Source organism: Denitrobacterium sp., assembly GCF_056180635.1.
Map to the genome: position 1 here is coordinate 1 of NZ_JAZZJS010000001.1, position 15,865 is coordinate 15,865.

Below are 15,865 nucleotides of genomic sequence, written 5' to 3' on the forward strand. Positions count from 1 at the left end.
AGCGTGACGGTGGCCATGCCCGCAGCTACGGCCGCTGCGCTGCCGCCAGAGCTGCCGCCAGGAACGCGGGAGAGGTCCCACGGGTTCTTCGTGGTGCCGAAGGCGCTGGTTTCCGTGGAACTGCCGAACGCGAATTCGTCCATGTTGAGCTTGCCCAGCGGAAGGCCGCCCGCATCGAGCACGCGCTGCACGCACGTGGCGGTATAGGGCGACACGTAGCTTTCGAGCATGCGGCTGGCGCACGTGGTGTGCGTGCCCAGCTGATTCATGTTGTCTTTAAAGGCAACGGGTACGCCGGCGAGCGGGCCCATCTCATCGAGGCGACCGGCGGCGATGGCCGCGTCAACTGCATCGGCTGCAGCAAGGGCGGCTTCGGGGGTAACCTCGAGGAATGCGTTTACCTGGGCATCTACGCGCTCGATGCGCGCGAGGGAGCTTTCGGCCACCTGACGCGCCGAGAATTCGCCAGCACGCAGCCCAGCCTGGATTTCGGAAACCGTCATCGTGGAGAATGCCATTACGCATCGCCTCCCAGAATCGAAGGAATGCGGAAGTTGCCGTCTTGCTGCAGGGGCGCGTTGGAAAGCGCCTCTTCCTGCGTGAAGCCGGGAACTTCCACGTCGTCGCGCATCACGTTGGACAAATCGCCGATGGGATGGAACGTGGGTTCCACGCCCTCGAGATCGTACTCGGTGATGGGCTTCAGGCTTTCGATGATGGCATTCAGGTCGTTCGTCATCTGCGGCAGCTCTTCATCGGTGAGCCCGATGCGAGCGTATTCCGCGATGGCACGCACGTCCTTTTCCGTTACATGCTGGGTCATAGATGTCCCTTCAATGCAAAATTACATACGTCGCAAACTATAGCAAAGCAGATGGGAATGCGCGCCAAATACAGCGAATCGCCCAACATGACGTCATGAAACGCCCGAAATAGCACAACCCGCTATACGGATGGGCCTGAAAACGAAAAGCCGCCCGAGAGAAGCTCTCAGGCGGCTTGGCGCTTGCATGCGGAAACGATGCTACACGTTGAACTTGAAGTGCATGATGTCGCCGTCTTGCACGACGTAATCCTTGCCTTCCTGGCGCAGCTTACCCGCAGCACGGCAGCCCGCTTCGCCACCCAGCTCGCTGTAGTCTTCGAAGCTGGCGGTTTCGGCCTTGATGAAGCCGCGTTCGAAGTCGGAATGGATGACGCCGGCGGCCTGGGGCGCCTTCGCGCCCACGCGCACCGTCCAGGCGCGGCTTTCCGTTTCGCCGCTGGTAAAGAAGCTCTGCAGCCCCAGCAGGGCATATGCCTCGCGCACCAGGCGAGCGAGGCCGCTTTCCTGCAGGCCCATGGCCTCGAGGTATTCCGCGGCCTCCGCTTCGTCGAGCTCTGCCAGGTCGGCTTCAACCTTAGCGGAAATGGGAACGGGCACGGTACCGTCGATTTCGGGAAGCTCGGCATCGAGTGCGTCTTCGTCGACGTTGGCGATGTAGAGCATGGGCTTCATCGTGAGCAGGCACAGATCGCGGATGCTATCGACTTCCTCCTGCGAAAGGTCGAGCGTACGCGCGCGATGCCCCTCGTTCAGGCCCTCGTAGACCTTCTTGGCGGTTTCCAGGCGCAGGACCAGGCTCTTGTCGCGCTTGGCTTCCTTTTCCAAGCGGCTCATGGCCTTTTCCAGCGTGCCCATGTCGGCAAGGATGAGCTCGGTCTTGATGGTTTCCACGTCGCTGGCGGGGTTGACCTTGCCCGCCACATGCACGACGTCGGGATCGGAGAAGAAACGCACGACTTCGCAGATGGCATCGGTCTCGCGAATGTTGGCCAGGAACTGATTGCCCAAGCCCTCGCCCTGGCTTGCGCCCGCAACCAGACCGGCGATATCGACGAACTCCACCGTGGCGGGAACGATGCGCGCAGGGTGGTCGATTTCGGCCAGGCGATTCAAACGGCTGTCGGGAACAGGCACGATGCCAACATTGGGTTCGATGGTGGCAAACGGATAATTCGCGGCAAGACCGCTCTGATTGGTAAGCGCGGTAAACAGCGTGGATTTGCCAACGTTGGGCAGGCCCACGATACCGATGGAAAGCGACATGTGTACTCCTCTGTTGAACGCAATGCGCCCATAATAGCACGCAAAACGAGTACACGAGGATTCCGAGGCGTCTCCTGCGCGCCGATCACATGGATTCAAATGAAGGTAAGCCGCGCGGCCCGTCCGCGCCGTCTATCAGCTTGGCGCAAGCGCGTACCAGATGGAAGCTCCGGCGCTCCAGCCCACCTGCATGAGGTGATCGTTTTCGGCCTGATTGATGGTGTAGTTGAACGCACCAACCTCCGCATTGGGGTTGACCTGGCATAACACCTCGACACCCTGGGCGTCATCGGAATACCAGCCAATGCCTTCGTCGTTGCAGCCAGCCGCGATATACGCAGCGCGATCGGCCTCGCTCGTGGTGTAAAAGTGCTCGCCCGCCACGGCGTCGTACAGGCGATATACGGGCGTGGCGCTCGAAGTGGGCGCCGTCCAGCCAATACCCTCGTACGTCCAACCCGCAGCCTCGACTTCAGCGGCCTCATGCGGGTCGGCTGTGTAGAAGTGCTCGCCCGAATTCGGGTTGTACAAACGATGCATGGCAACAGGAGTCGAATCGTATTCACCTGCGGAAACGATTTGGAATTGCCCCTTAAGCGTACCTGTGTAATTGCCTTCGCCCGTAGCCGTGACCGTAGCCGTTCCAACGGTGTTGTTGCCAGCATACGAAAGCTCGAAATCGCCTTCTCCCAGGGCACCCAGCGCGCCATCGGTAATGGAAACGGTCGGCGTAACTGCAGATCCGGCATACGTTTGGGGAGCGATGGTGGCCATGGTGCACAGAGCGATGTCCCTAGGCGATACCGTGAAGGTAAGCTCCTTCGCAGCTGTCGCCGCAGCCCCCGTTTCACCTGCCCAAACGTAGCCTTCATCGAGGTCCGCAACCAACGTGTAGGAACCTGCATTCACGGCCGTGGCATTGCCGTCCTCATCGAAGTCAAGCGTGGCGTTCTTGTTCGCGGGTGGCGTGTAGTCTCCCGTATATCCCGGCGGAGGCGCCTGAAGCTGGGTGCCGCCTGCTTCCGAGGAGTAATACGATTTCTCGAAGATTGCCCAGAAATGATAGCCTTCACCTGCGGAAACGCCAATTTGAGCCTTGCCGTTGTACACAAGGTCACGCACGGCAATGGGAACTTGGGCCGTCTTGGACTCGTCAACCGGAGTGCTATCGAGCTCGAACGTCGCGCCCACCGTAACGTCGCTGGCAGGCATGCTAAACGACCAGGTCCCAGCCGTTTCAGTCACCTGATGAGTGCCCGTGCTATCCGTATACGTAACGCTGGCAACCTTGTAGTTTTCATACGGCTGAGCATCAACCGTGATGGTAGCGCCCTGCGCAGCAACCACAGGGCTCGCCTGGATGGTTCCATAGGAAACCGCAGCTAAACGCACGTTATACGTGGTCGGCGGCGTTTCGGAGACCGTGAAGTTCACCTGCTTGATGCCCTTGAAGTTGCCCGTTGCGCCCTGAACGTTGTCGGCAACGAAAACGGCCGTGTACGAGCCGGGCTCTGTGGGGAACGCGCTCGACTGCGCCGTGCCACTGCTAGTAGTGTACGTTACCGTGAAATCGCTGGTGGGAACGGCAAGAGGCGTTCCCGTGGACGTGGTATAGGTAAGCTGTGGAGCATGCGACGCCGCGGCCTGCGCCTCTTCGGGCGTGTAGCTAGCAGACAGCGTGGTCGTGCAACTGGAAATGTCGGCCTGCGAAATGGTGAACGAAAGGTCCTTGGCCGCCGTCGTACCATCCGACCAGGAGAAACCAGCATTCAGCGTGGCCGTTACCGGATAGGTGCCAGCATTCGTGCCAATGGCATCGCCACCGCTGATTGTAGCCTGGGTCGTGGCCCCTGCCGTAGCGGAAAGCGTATAGCCCGTACCGCCGCTCATGCCCACCTGAGCTGCGCCGTTGTAGGTGATGTCAATCGAAGAGGGGGGATTGACGGGAGTGGTAGACGCCGACTTGAACGTTGCGCGCACCGTAACGTTATCGGCTGGCATGGAAAATGCATACCTACCCGCCGTATTTACCGAACACGCGATGGAACCCACCGTTTCGCCCTCAACGGAAACGGAATCGACCGTATAGCCATTCTGAGGCGTGGGGACGAACGTAATTTCGTCATCCTCATAGCCTGAAGTGGGAAGATACTGAATCGACCCACCCGAGCCGGCATACGATGTGATGGTGTACGAAGTGCCGGTACGCTGAATAAACAGCGGCGTAAGGATTGCGTAGATGGTGCCCGCCGACGCCTGGCTAGCTGCATTGGAACCAAGCATTGTGTAGATGTCGGGCATCGTGAAGTGAAAAACATTCTTGGAATCCCTCGCGATCACGTAATCGTCCACGGGGTTAAGCGTGGCCTCCGCCGCGCCCGCAAAGGAAACCCTGATGCAGTCATAGGCATCAGGAAGCGTGTAGCCCGTATTAGGCGTTACGTGCACATATACCGTCTCATCCGCTGCCGCAGCGGCAATTTCATGCTCGCCTGCAAGGTCGCTCGTATACGTGATGTCGCCATACGCGGAAGATCCCGACGTCATGGTGTAGAACTTGAATTGCGTAGCGTTATCGGTAACCGTCTGACCTGCGTCAACATAAGCATATGCCCGTTCCACCGGAACGATAGGAGTCATGGCAACGGCCATGATTATCGCCAGCAACGCACCCAGAATGGCACGCACAATGCGCTGGATAGAAAGGGAGTTACCCACGGTTTCGCAGCTAGCACGACCATGCGAAGCCGCAAGTCGCACGGGGATATAGCTCGCACAGGAAACATGGCGCAATCGACGCCGAGTGCGCCTTTTACGCACGTCGGACGGTTTTTCCGAAGAAGCATGAGCGAACGCGTTCATTACGTCCCCCTATTCCCCCAAACGCATTGCGGCATACACCCCACACAGCCGCACATGCGGAAATTACTACCGCAATTCTATCAAATTCGAAGGTGAGCTTCTAGGGTTCAATCAGGCAAAAGACCAGGTGGGAAGGCACGTTTGGTTCAAGCGGGGTGGACGACCCAAAAGAAATGCACCTCCCCTCTCCCCCACGTTTTCACGAAAATGCGCTGATAGCTCGTTCCCATACCCACCAATTTAAAAAAGGCAAAGCAACGAAAATTACGATTTGATAACCACCCGCAAGAACGCACCCCTCCCACCCCCCTGGGGATACTCAAAAGATTCGCCCCGGAAAATCCGGGGCGAAAACGCAAAACACGGTATAGATTGCGGGATAGTTTACGCCAGCAGCGGCGTAAGGGGACCCTGCGAAAGCACGGATACGAAATGAGTTGCACGCGAGATGGCCGTGTACAAACGGCGGCGCGCAAGCGGCGTATCGGGATATACCGAATCCTGGGCATCGGGCACGATGACGGCGTCGAATTCCAGACCCTTGGCCAGCGGCAAATCGATAAGCACAACGCCCGCAGCTGGCAGGCTGGCATTCGGGCGCATGAGCACGATATCGCCCTCGCCTGCCTCGTCGGGCTTACGTGCGCCCAGCTCACGGGCGAGCCAACGTACGCGATCGTGGCTTTCCGCAACAATGGCCGTGAGGCCACCACGCTCTCGTGCAACCTCGATCTGAGCGCGCAGCGCAGCAAGATACTCGGAGGAATCTCGCGAACACGCCTGGATGGTGGGCGCCTGCCCCTCGCGTTGCACCGACGTCGCCTGGATATCGCTGCCATGCACCAGCCCACAGAACATGCTGGTGATTCCAGGGGTTGATCGATAGCTGGTGAGCAGGCGGCATTCGCTCACCTCGCCTTTGGCCCGCGCGAAAACCTCGCGAATCTCGGGGAAGGTAGCAGTGCGCTCGCGAATGGCCTGGTGCTCGTCGCCCAGCAGCAGAAAATGCGCATTCCCAAACCAATGAGCCAAGACCATGAGCTGGGCTTCCGTATAATCCTGAACTTCGTCGACCATGACGTAGCGCGCGCTGCGGCATCCGGTTCCGGCGAATCGGGCCTTCAGATAGAGCCACTCGACAGCGCTCACGGTGGACTGGCCCGTTACGCGCATGCCGATGCGGTCGAAGCGAAGCCATTCCAGGTTCTCGACGGCCTCGTGTGCCACCGCATAACGCGCCTGCACGTATTCCTTCGCGAGGTTGATGGTCTCCTCTTGCGTGGAAGGGGCGATGGCGCTGCCGAAGATGCGCACCATATCGTCGACATCGAGCGAGAGCATTTCGTCGTGCACGGCTTCGTCGTGAGCCATGGAATCGAGCCTGCGGTCGAGGCGCTCGTGAAGCTCCTCCACCATAAGGCCACTGAAGCGCGGACCCACGGGAACGTGCTCGTACTTGCGCGCAGCCGATTGCACCTGAGATGCCTTCAGCAGCACCGTGCCGTCGATGGCAATCTCGCGGAAGTCGTGTTGATCGAGCGTCATGCTGGGAAGCGCGTCGGCGATGGCTTGCAGCACGCTGGGCGCCGTTGCCTCGCCCATGCCGCGGTCGGCCAGGCCCTGGCTTTCCACGAAGGAGCGCCACGTGAAAATCTGGGGGTTCCTCTCCCCCATGCTGGGGAGCACGTCGTCGATGTAACGCCCGAAAACGGGATTGGGCGTGAAGAGGTACACCTGATCGGGTTGCAGGTTTTCGCGGTTGCGATACAGCAAGTAGGCGATGCGCTGCAGCAGCACCGATGTCTTGCCACTGCCGGCGATGCCGTTCACCACCAACGCGGGCACGTCATCGTGACGCACGACTTCGTTCTGCTCGCGCTGGATGGTGGCCGTGATAGCGTGCAGCTTTTCGGAGTGACGCGAACCGAGCGCCTTCAGGAGAAGCGGGTCCTCGATGGCGACCGTGGTATCGAAGTACGCGTTGAGCGTGTCGCGCGTGATATCGAACTGGCGGCGCAGCGTAAGGTTGGCGTGAATGGTGCGCCCATTGGCCTCATACGACGTGGCGCCGTTGCTCTGGTTGTAGTACACCTCGGCCACGGGACTGCGCCAGTCCACGATGAAGTGGCGACGCGTCTCATCGGCAATGCCCACGCTGCCCAAGTAGATGCTTCGGGCGGGTGCACCCTCCTTCAACTGCAAGTCGATACGCGCGAAGTACGGCTGGCGCATGAGCATTTCGGCGCGGCGCAAGTTTTCCTCAGCCGCATTCGCCGTACGCTGGTAGCCGGCGATGATGCTATTCATGGCCTCGAGTTCGATCATGGTTTCGGCCGTATGGTCGACCTCGGCGAAGTCGAGGGAGCGCTCGTCGCGCATGCTCCCCAAATCGCGCGTTGCTTCCTCGCTCGTTGCGCGAATCTTTTCCAGCTGCGCATCGCGAATGCCGCGTAGCTTTTCATAGGTGTGGGTTAGATGCTCTTGCTCTTCGGAGAATACCGCGTCGTCCACGAGAACCATCCTTTCGTGAAATTCGGGCATTTTAGTGTAGCGAACGCACACGTGCGTTGCAAACGCGCGCTAGGTTCGAGTAAGTCGAAGTAGCGAAAAATGCCTAGGCGTCCTCTGGGGGGTTGCTGCGAATGCCCACGATGATTTGATTGCCACCCGAGCGCAGACGCATCACCTTCGCGCTCACGCGAGGCACGGAACTGCCGTTCCCCAGGCGGTAGGACACCGTGAAGACGCCACGCGTATCGAGCTCGCGCACGATGGCCTCGGCCGAGAACCGGGAAAGGAAGCGCTCGCGGTCATCTTCGTGCACGCGGCTGAGCGCAGCGGTTCGCGCGACCTCGAAGAAGTTTTCGCCATGGCGCTCCATCACGAGCTCATCGCCACCCACGCGCAGGCTGTACTCGATGAAATGCTCGGTATCCAAATCGACGTAATAGATGCTGTGGTAATCGGCCGCCAACGCGCGCACGACGCTCGCGTACGTGGCCCCCTCGCTGGGTTGCGAGATGGAAAGCACCACCGTTACCACGGCTTGCTTGCCAGAAACGGGGTTCGCGCCAATGTAGCGAATGAACGAATGGACGACGGAACCATCGGCCATGGTCTCATCAAAAAACATGCGCCCGCCGCGTTTGCAGCACTGGCGCACGATATTCATGAATGGCGATTGCTGGCCGAACGATTTGCGCGTATGGCCCGTAGGATCTTCCTCGATGCCCAAGCCGAAGAAGCGGTCCATGAAATCGCGGTACGTCTGATTCGAGCGCACGTACGACACCATGCCGTCGGAGAACTCGATGATGCCCATGGGCAGCGCGTCGACGTAGTTGCTCAGCTCGTCTTCCTCGCTCGCCATGACGGCCAAGTCGTACAGGTTCACGCTGCCAATGGCATCGTAGTACACCGATTCCTCGGGGTTCTCGAAGCCAATTTGCGCACCCTTTTCGTAGCGTCTGAGGATATCGTCGAACGGAATGGGCTTGCAGAACAAATACCCCTGCAGCTTGGAGCAGCCCACTTCGTGCAGAAAGCGTTTCTGCGACTCGGTTTCCACGCCCTCGCAGAGCGTATCGATTCCCAACGACGTGGCCATCTTGATAAGCTCGGTGAGCACGATGCGCGCGCTTTCGCTTTCGTCGAGGCGGCGCATGAAGCTCATGTCGAACTTGATGAGGTCGAATTTCATGTTCTGCAGAAGGCCGACGGAGGAATACCCGCTGCCAAAGTCGTCCATCCAAACGGGGAACCCGAGCTTGCGAAGGCGATTTACCTGCTCTTTCATGTAATCGGGATCGCTACCGATGGTGCTTTCCGTTACTTCGATGGCAATCATGGAGCGCTCGAACCCCGATGCATCCACCCGCTTCACGATGCGGTCGACGATGTCGCACGCCGTGAAGTCGGAACGCGAGAGGTTGATCGACGAGGGAACGACCTCGAGCCCCAGCTCGCGCTGACGCTGCATCTTCTTGAGCACCTGGTCGAGCACGTGCAGATCGAGCTTGTAGATAACGCCCGCCTCTTCGAGTGCGGGCACGAAATCGATAGGCGAAAGCTCGCCGAACGTTGGGTCGATCCAACGGGACAGCGCTTCCTCGTTGCACACGCGACCGTTCAGCGTGCGGACTATGGGCTGATAGCGCACCTCGATCCAGCCTTCGGCAATAGCCCTATCCAGATTGGCGAGCACGTGCATGCGGCGCTCCGCCTTGCCGCGCAGGGCGCTATCGAAATACCCATAGCATGACTCATAGGCATTCTTCAGGGCGTCGCACGCGTACTTCGCGCCGTCGCATGCCTCACTAACGGGCACCGACCCCAGTTCGCCCAGATAGATACCCACACGCAACGGAAGGCTATTGCCCCCGTTGATGCTTGCGCAGTCATCGAAAAGCCCTTTCAGGCGTTCTTCGAGGCCATCTGCCTTCGTGAAGGCAGCGAAATGGTCGCCGCCAATGCGGCAGCAGCTTTCTGTGCCGAAGGAATCCTTCAATGCGCTGGCGACTTCCCGGATGAGCCTATTCCCCGCAGCAAAGCCGTTCTGCAGGTTGAAGATCTTCATGCCATCGAGGTCGATGAAGAGAAGCGCCGGCACGCATCCCTGCTCGCGGATGGAACGCTTGCCGGCTTCGGCAAGTTCGAAGAAATAGCTCATGCTGGGCAAGCCGGTGAGGTAGTCGTAACGATGGGCGCGCAAGAGGCTTTCCTCGTGCAGCGCCTCGATAAGGGCGCATTCGAGTTCGGACTGACGTGAAGAGCCGTCGTCGACGTAAGGGCCTTCGTCCATGTACCACACGTGCACGAGACGAGTGCCGTCGACATCGACGTGACGCCCCTTGGCGTGCACCATGCGATAGCCGCCCGCGGAAACATCGCGCGTACGATAGACGACGTCGAATTCGCCGCCATCATTGGCGAAGCGATAAGCGGCTTCGGCTATTCTGGAAACGTCGTCGGGATGCGTGTCGCGATACATGTCGTTATCCATGTCGACATATGCACGCGCACGGTCGGAGTAGCCAAACTGGCGAAGAAAGCCATCGGAAAGGATGAGCGTCACAAGCTGATCATCGATAAACTGGTACACAGCGCACGAGTGGGCTAAGCCTTCCAGCAGCTTTCTTTGCTCATGGCTGTACTCGTATCGTTCCATGGCCATCACCTGGCCCCTTCAAACAACCCCGCATTGCAACGCGACGAAACCGACACACAAGGCCGCATCGAACCCGACACCCAAACAGATGTGGCACCCATTATAGCTAAGTTGCCGCAAGCACCACTATCCGTGGCGGAAATATGAGTTACACCCCCGGAAACGGGCATTGCTCGCGACTAAAGCAAAAGGAGCGCCGGGTGCCCGTGCGCTCCTTTCCCATACATATACAACATGCTTGGCGGAGCACACGGGGTACCCACCCACAAGCACGGCGCTAGGCGATTTTCACGACCCAGCCCTCGGGGCCTTCGAGCTCGCCGCTCTGAATGCCCGTGAGCGTCTCGCGCAGCTTGGTCATAACCGGACCAGCCGCTTCCATGCCGCTGATCTCGATAACGGTATCGCCATTGGTGATCTTGCCCACCGGGCTGATAACGGCAGCGGTGCCGCACAGGCCCGCCTCGACGAAATCGCCGGCTTCCACCTCGGAGAACTTCACGGGACGCTCTTCGACGTTCATGCCCAGAATGTCGCGCGCGACAACCACGAGCGAGCGACGCGTGATGGAAGGCAGGATGGAGTCGGTATGGCTCTGGGGCACAACGAGCGTGCCTTCCTTGTTCACGAAGATGATGTTGGCGCCACCAGCCTCTTCGACGTACGTGCGGCTCTGAGAATCGAGGTAGAGGTTCTCGGCGAAGCCATTAGCATGCGCCTCGACGTTGGCCTGAAGGCTCATGGCGTAGTTCAGGCCGGCCTTGATGTTACCAGTGCCACGCGGTGCAGCGCGGTCGAACGGGCTCACGCAGATAGAGATGGGCACGGCGCCGCCCTTGTAGTACGGGCCCACGGGCGTGACCAAGATACGGAACTGGTATTCCGTTGCGGGCTTCACGCCGATGACGACGCCCGTAGCGAACATGACCGGGCGAATGTAGAGCGTGGCACCACTGCCGAACGGAGGCACCCATTCGATGTTGGCTTTCACGACCTCTTTCACGGCCTCGATGAACTTATCCTTCGGGAACGGAGGCATGCACAGGCGCTCGGCCGTGTCGTACATGCGGTCGGCGTTCAGGTCGGGGCGGAAGCACACGACGTCGCCCGATTCCGCGGTATAGGCCTTCAGGCCCTCGAAGCATTCCTGGCAGTAATGGAGGATGCCAGCGCACTCGCTAATGGTTACGGAATGGTCGGACGTAAGGCCGCCCTCTTCCCATTCCCCATCGCGCCAATTGCATACATAGCTGTATGACGTGGGCATATAGCTGAATCCCAAGCTACCCCAATCCAGATCTTTCTTTTCCATGCGCCATCCTTCCACGCGCTCGCGGTGAAAACTTCATCCGATTGTACTACTCCATCGCGCTAAAGCACGACAATTCATAGAAATGAAAGCCCAGTTCCGGCATGCGGTGTCATAGGGCAAAAGAAAAGGGCGCGCGAGACGAACCCGCGCGCCCAAAAGCGCATCGATATGCGTACGGCGAATGAGCCGCTTACTCCATGACGACGTAGTACACGTACATGGGGCCATGCACGCCCTCCACGCGCACCAGCTCGATGTCGCTGGTAACGGAAGGACCGCTGATGAAGCAGACCTGGCTGGCCAGGGCATTGCCGGCCTTGCGAGCTTCGTCGAGCTCGTCGAGCACGTCGCGCATCGTGGGCTTCATGGTAGAAGCGTCGACGAGCACGATGTGCGCCAGCGGAAGGAGGCTGATGGAACGACCGCAATCGGCAACCATGGGCTGCACGATAGTGCCCGTTTCGGCGATGGCGGCATCGGCATACGTGACGCCAAAGCGAGCCTTGTTGCACGCCTGAATCATGGCGTCGCGATCGCCTTCGGCATCCCAACGCACGGCATCGCCGCCCAGAACGGCGGGAATGCCCAGCTCGGCAAGCTTCGGCTGCGCGGAGTACACAGCGGGGCCAACCTGAACGGTGGCGCCTTCTGCGGCATCGGCGGCGCGAGCCTCGGAAACGATCTTGCCAACGGCCTCGGCAGCACCCTCGGCGGTGGTGCGCACGACGCTCACGCGGATGGCTTCGGCCTGCTCGACAAACATGTCGACCAGGGCATCGTGGGAAAGCCCGTCGGTAACGCGCACGGGGCGCTTCACCTGCTTAGCCGCGGTAGGAGCCTGAGGCACGGATTCGTGGTTCAGACGCGCGGAAATAGGCGCTAGAAAATCATCGAGCGTGCAGCGACTCATCGGGCATCGCCCTCCCCTTCATTCACATCATTGGCAGAGGCTTCGGCCTCGGCAGCCGCATTGGCAGCCTTGTGCTCTTTAAACCAATCGCGGAAACGGTACTTGCTCAGAACATCAACATCGCGGAACGACGTCCAGCCCTTAAGGATGGGCACCCACTGGGTACTGGCATCCAGGCGGCCTTCCTTGCCCGACATGAGGTTCATGACAGGACGACCCACCTTCATGATACCGCGATACAGCGGCACATGCTGCCACATCGTGGAGGCGCCGCGGAACAGAGGCACTTCCCACATATGGCCATGACCGGCTTCGATCATGTTCATGCGATGGTCGCGGATGAGGTCGTGCAGCGGAATCTTCACCGGGCAGCGGTCGGAGCAGGCACCGCACAGCGTGCAGGCGAATGCGAGCGTGTCGATCTTCTCGTAGCCTTCCAGCGCGGCCGTGAGCACGATGCCCATGGGGCCGGGATAGATGGAACCGTAGCCGTGGCCGGTGATGTGACGATACACGGGGCAAATGTTCAGGCAGGCGCCGCAGCGGCAGCAGCGGAGCATAGAGTCGAACTGGCCGCCAATCATACCGGAACGGCCGTTGTCCATGATGACGTAGTGCACTTCCGCAGGGCCATCGAGCTCACCAGCGCCACGAGCGCCGGTATCGAGGCTGAAGTACGCCGTCATCTGGGCGCCAACGGCGCTACGCGGCAGCAGGGCCATGCTGGCGTCGAGGTCGGCCAGCGTGGGAACCAGGCGGTCGATGCCGATAACGACGATCTGAACCGGCGGGCAGGTGTCGACCATGCGGCCGTTGCCCTCGTTGGTTACCAGCGTGACGGAGCCCGTTTCGGCAACGGCAAAGTTGCAGCCGCGGATACCCACTTCGGCTTCCATGAATTCCTCGCGCAGGATCTTGCGCAGGAAGTGCGTGATGTTCTCGGGCACGGAATCGCCCTCGTAGCCGCGCTCGCGCTCGTAGATCTTCGCGATGGCGTCGCGATCGAGGTGCAGGGCGGGAACGACGATGTGAGAGGGACGATCCTGCGCGGTTTGCAGGATGTTCTCGGCGCAGTCGGTTTCAACGACCTTGATGCCCGCGTCTTCCAGAACCTCGTTGAGGCCCATTTCCTCGGTCATCATGCTCTTCGACTTCACGCAGCTGGCGGCGCCGTGTTCCTCGAAGATGTCGAGGATTTCCCACAGGGCGTCGCGGTCGGAAGGCGCATAGTGCATGATCACGCCGTTGGCCTCGGCGTTCTGGGCGAACTGGCGCACATAGTAGTCGAGATTGTCGGTAACGTTCTGGCGCATCTGCTTCGCCACTTCGCGCATGTCCTCGAAGCCGGGCATGGCGTCGACGACTTCAGCGCGCTTATTGAAGAAGGTCTCCTGCGCGGTTTCGATGGCGTTGTGCTTGAAATCGTCTTCCAGGCACGTCGCCACGCGATCGCGCAGCTTTACATCGGTATCGTAGAGGATTGCCATCGGTTACTCCCTCGCATCCAGAATCTGGGCGATATGCAGAACGCGGATATCGCGGTCGAGCTTGCCTTCGGTGCGCATACGCGCCAGCGCGCCCTTGATGTTCATCAGGCAGGGCACGTCGCCGCCGCAGAGAACCTCGGCGCCCGTGTCGATGATGGTCTGGCACTTCTCGGCTACGATGGCGCTCGAGATTTCGGGCTGCTTCACGCTGAAGGTGCCACCGAAACCGCAGCAGCGGTCGGCATGTTCCATCTCGATGTACTGCAGGCCCTTGACGTTGCGCAGCAGCTCGAGGGGCTGCTCTTCAACGCGCAGGAAGCGCGTGACGTGGCAACTCTTGTGATACGTGACGGTGTGGGGGAAGCTAGCGCCCAGGTCGGTTACGCCCAGCTTGTCGACAAGAAACTCGGTGAATTCGAAGAAACGGGAACGCACGGAAATAGCGTCGAGCTTCGACTTGTACTCGGGGTCTTCGATGATGGCCGGGTAGTCGTCGATGATGGCGCTCATGCAGGAGCCGGTGAGAGACACGATGGCATCGTAATCCATGTTGTAGTAGGAATCGATGATGCGCTGAGCAACGGGCACAAGTTCCTTCTTGTAGCCCGAATTCGTGAGCATCTGCCCGCAGCAAATCTGCTCTTCGGGCATTTCGACCTCGCAGCCGAGCCGCTCGAGCACATTGACAGCGGCAATGCCCACTTCCGGGTAGAACATGTCTACCAGGCAGCCAGGGAAAAATGCAACTTTCATTCGGATGGCGCTCCTCACGTCGTCTCTCAAACTCGTCCATCCCGTTTTAGGGATTGCGCCCGTTATAACAGGAAATGACGCGTAACGGAGCGAATGCACATAGAGAATTCTATTTATGAGGTAGGCTATTATCTGTATTTACCGTTGGCGGCTTTTTTGCCACCGTATAGCGGTATCACACGTTCGTTTTTTAGGAGTCTGCTATGGGGCTTATCGCCGTCGCATCCGCATATCTGAAGTACCGCGACCGATGGGAAGACATCTGCGACTGCTGCGCGCTTTGCTGCCATGAGCGAGAGCTCGTAGACGGCACCCTGGCCGTGAGCTTTTCCGAACCCTGCGCGTTCCTTGACGAGGAGACGGGACTCTGCCGCGTATACGACGAGCGGTTCGCCCATCAGCCGCGCTGCCGCAAGATCACGCTGCGACGCGCGCTATTCGACCCATATATGCCTCCCAGCTGCGCTTATGTGCGCCTTTTCCGCCCGCTGCTGCATGGGGGCAAAACCCTGGACGAAAACTAGACCACCAGGCGATGGCAAGGGACCGGTCGCCACCCTTGCTAACAAATGCCTAACGTGACACCTTCTAAGCCGAGAACAACGCTGGTAGCGGTACAATTACGCAAAGGAGTTCGGGGGTTAGGAGCGCACATGGACAGCTTTCTGCAAAACCTGGTACGCGACCGCGCAATCATGGCCATCGCAGGCATCGCTATGGGCGTTGCGCTCATCATTCTCCAGGCGAATGCGCTCGATTTCATCGTGTGGGTTTTGGGAGTGCTCGCGCTCGCATCCGCGGCAGCCTACGCGCTCTCATACGCCTTCGGCTCCATCAAGAACCCCGGCCGCATCGTCGCAGCGGTTCTCTGCGCCTTCGCGGGCTTGTTGTTCGTGTCGGCCCCGCAAGCCGTCGTGGATTTCCTGCCCCTCGTCATTGGGCTCGTGCTGCTAGTGAACGGCATCACGAACTGCGCTCAGAGCTTCGCGGCCGCCGGCTTGTTCGGCAGCATCGCGCTTGGTCCCGCCATTATTTCGGCGCTCGTGGCCATGATGGGCCTGCTCATCATGATGCGCCCCGGCGCCGTGGCCGATTTCGCCGTGGTGCTCATGGGCGTCAGCCTTATCGTGAGCAGCGTCTTCGACATCTATCTCATGATCATCGACCGCCGCAGGCGCCCCATCGACATCTACGTGCGCTAGCGCGAGACACCCAACAACACGCATCTTCATAGACGCATTACGCACCCGCTGTAGCCGAAGCTTCGCGCTTCGGCTTCTTTTTT

Annotated in this window: 12 protein-coding genes; 2 read left to right on the forward strand and 10 right to left on the reverse strand. The window is 59.8% G+C overall.

The annotated features are described in order from the left end of the window. The 10 genes from AC04P6_RS00005 to AC04P6_RS00050 form a co-directional block, all read right to left on the reverse strand. The coding region (locus AC04P6_RS00005; protein ID WP_475564527.1) for an amidase family protein at positions 1 to 518 on the reverse strand (518 nt) is incomplete at its 3' end. Beyond that, positions 518 to 823, reverse strand: coding sequence for an Asp-tRNA(Asn)/Glu-tRNA(Gln) amidotransferase subunit GatC (gene gatC, locus AC04P6_RS00010; RefSeq protein ID WP_475564529.1), 306 nt, complete (start codon positions 821 to 823; stop codon positions 518 to 520). The genes gatC and AC04P6_RS00005, both read right to left, overlap by 1 nt. A gap of 201 nt (positions 824 to 1,024) precedes the next feature. Beyond that, complete coding sequence (ychF, locus tag AC04P6_RS00015; RefSeq protein ID WP_475564530.1) at positions 1,025 to 2,089, reverse strand: redox-regulated ATPase YchF; 1,065 nt, start codon at positions 2,087 to 2,089, stop codon at positions 1,025 to 1,027. A gap of 135 nt (positions 2,090 to 2,224) precedes the next feature. Beyond that, a complete protein-coding gene (locus tag AC04P6_RS00020; RefSeq protein ID WP_475564531.1) occupies positions 2,225 to 4,849 on the reverse strand; it encodes an InlB B-repeat-containing protein in 2,625 nt (874 codons plus the stop codon). Positions 4,850 to 5,335: 486 nt separating this feature from the next. Continuing rightward, entirely contained in the window at positions 5,336 to 7,462 is a 2,127-nt protein-coding gene (locus tag AC04P6_RS00025; RefSeq protein ID WP_475564532.1) for a HelD family protein, read from the reverse strand. A gap of 103 nt (positions 7,463 to 7,565) precedes the next feature. Continuing rightward, entirely contained in the window at positions 7,566 to 10,052 is a 2,487-nt protein-coding gene (locus AC04P6_RS00030) for a putative bifunctional diguanylate cyclase/phosphodiesterase (RefSeq protein WP_475564533.1), read from the reverse strand. 343 nt (positions 10,053 to 10,395) lie between these two features. After that, positions 10,396 to 11,430 (reverse strand): branched-chain amino acid aminotransferase, encoded by a 1,035-nt coding sequence (locus tag AC04P6_RS00035; protein ID WP_475564534.1) that lies wholly within the window; start codon positions 11,428 to 11,430, stop codon positions 10,396 to 10,398. A 190-nt stretch (positions 11,431 to 11,620) separates the two neighbouring features. Beyond that, entirely contained in the window at positions 11,621 to 12,340 is a 720-nt protein-coding gene (locus AC04P6_RS00040; RefSeq protein ID WP_475564535.1) for a LutC/YkgG family protein, read from the reverse strand. After that, on the reverse strand, positions 12,337 to 13,827 hold the full coding sequence (locus AC04P6_RS00045; RefSeq protein ID WP_475564536.1) for a LutB/LldF family L-lactate oxidation iron-sulfur protein: 1,491 nt from the start codon (positions 13,825 to 13,827) through the stop codon (positions 12,337 to 12,339). The genes AC04P6_RS00040 and AC04P6_RS00045 overlap by 4 nt, the downstream gene beginning before the upstream one ends. Before the next feature lie 3 nt (positions 13,828 to 13,830). Further along, complete coding sequence (locus AC04P6_RS00050) at positions 13,831 to 14,580, reverse strand: (Fe-S)-binding protein (RefSeq protein WP_475564537.1); 750 nt, start codon at positions 14,578 to 14,580, stop codon at positions 13,831 to 13,833. Positions 14,581 to 14,783: 203 nt separating this feature from the next. Here AC04P6_RS00050 and AC04P6_RS00055 point away from each other — a divergent pair, with 203 nt between their 5' ends. After that, positions 14,784 to 15,104, forward strand: a complete 321-nt coding sequence (locus AC04P6_RS00055; RefSeq protein WP_475564539.1) for a CxxCxxCC domain-containing protein — start codon at positions 14,784 to 14,786, stop codon at positions 15,102 to 15,104. Between the two features lie 129 nt (positions 15,105 to 15,233). After that, positions 15,234 to 15,782: a DUF308 domain-containing protein gene (locus tag AC04P6_RS00060; RefSeq protein ID WP_475564540.1), complete on the forward strand. Its 549-nt coding sequence runs from the start codon at positions 15,234 to 15,236 to the stop codon at positions 15,780 to 15,782. Positions 15,783 to 15,865 lie beyond the last annotated feature (83 nt).

What these genes read in the sequence shown, in the direction of transcription:
- AC04P6_RS00040 (WP_475564535.1), bottom strand. Translation starts at nt 12,340, where the DNA reads ATGAGTCGCTGCACGCTCGATGATTTTCTAGCGCCTATTTCCGCGCGT.
- AC04P6_RS00035 (WP_475564534.1), bottom strand. Translation starts at nt 11,430, where the DNA reads ATGGAAAAGAAAGATCTGGATTGGGGTAGCTTGGGATTCAGCTATATG.
- ychF (WP_475564530.1), bottom strand. Translation starts at nt 2,089, where the DNA reads ATGTCGCTTTCCATCGGTATCGTGGGCCTGCCCAACGTTGGCAAATCC.
- AC04P6_RS00050 (WP_475564537.1), bottom strand. Translation starts at nt 14,580, where the DNA reads ATGAAAGTTGCATTTTTCCCTGGCTGCCTGGTAGACATGTTCTACCCG.
- AC04P6_RS00060 (WP_475564540.1), top strand. Translation starts at nt 15,234, where the DNA reads ATGGACAGCTTTCTGCAAAACCTGGTACGCGACCGCGCAATCATGGCC.
- AC04P6_RS00055 (WP_475564539.1), top strand. Translation starts at nt 14,784, where the DNA reads ATGGGGCTTATCGCCGTCGCATCCGCATATCTGAAGTACCGCGACCGA.
- AC04P6_RS00045 (WP_475564536.1), bottom strand. Translation starts at nt 13,827, where the DNA reads ATGGCAATCCTCTACGATACCGATGTAAAGCTGCGCGATCGCGTGGCG.
- gatC (WP_475564529.1), bottom strand. Translation starts at nt 823, where the DNA reads ATGACCCAGCATGTAACGGAAAAGGACGTGCGTGCCATCGCGGAATAC.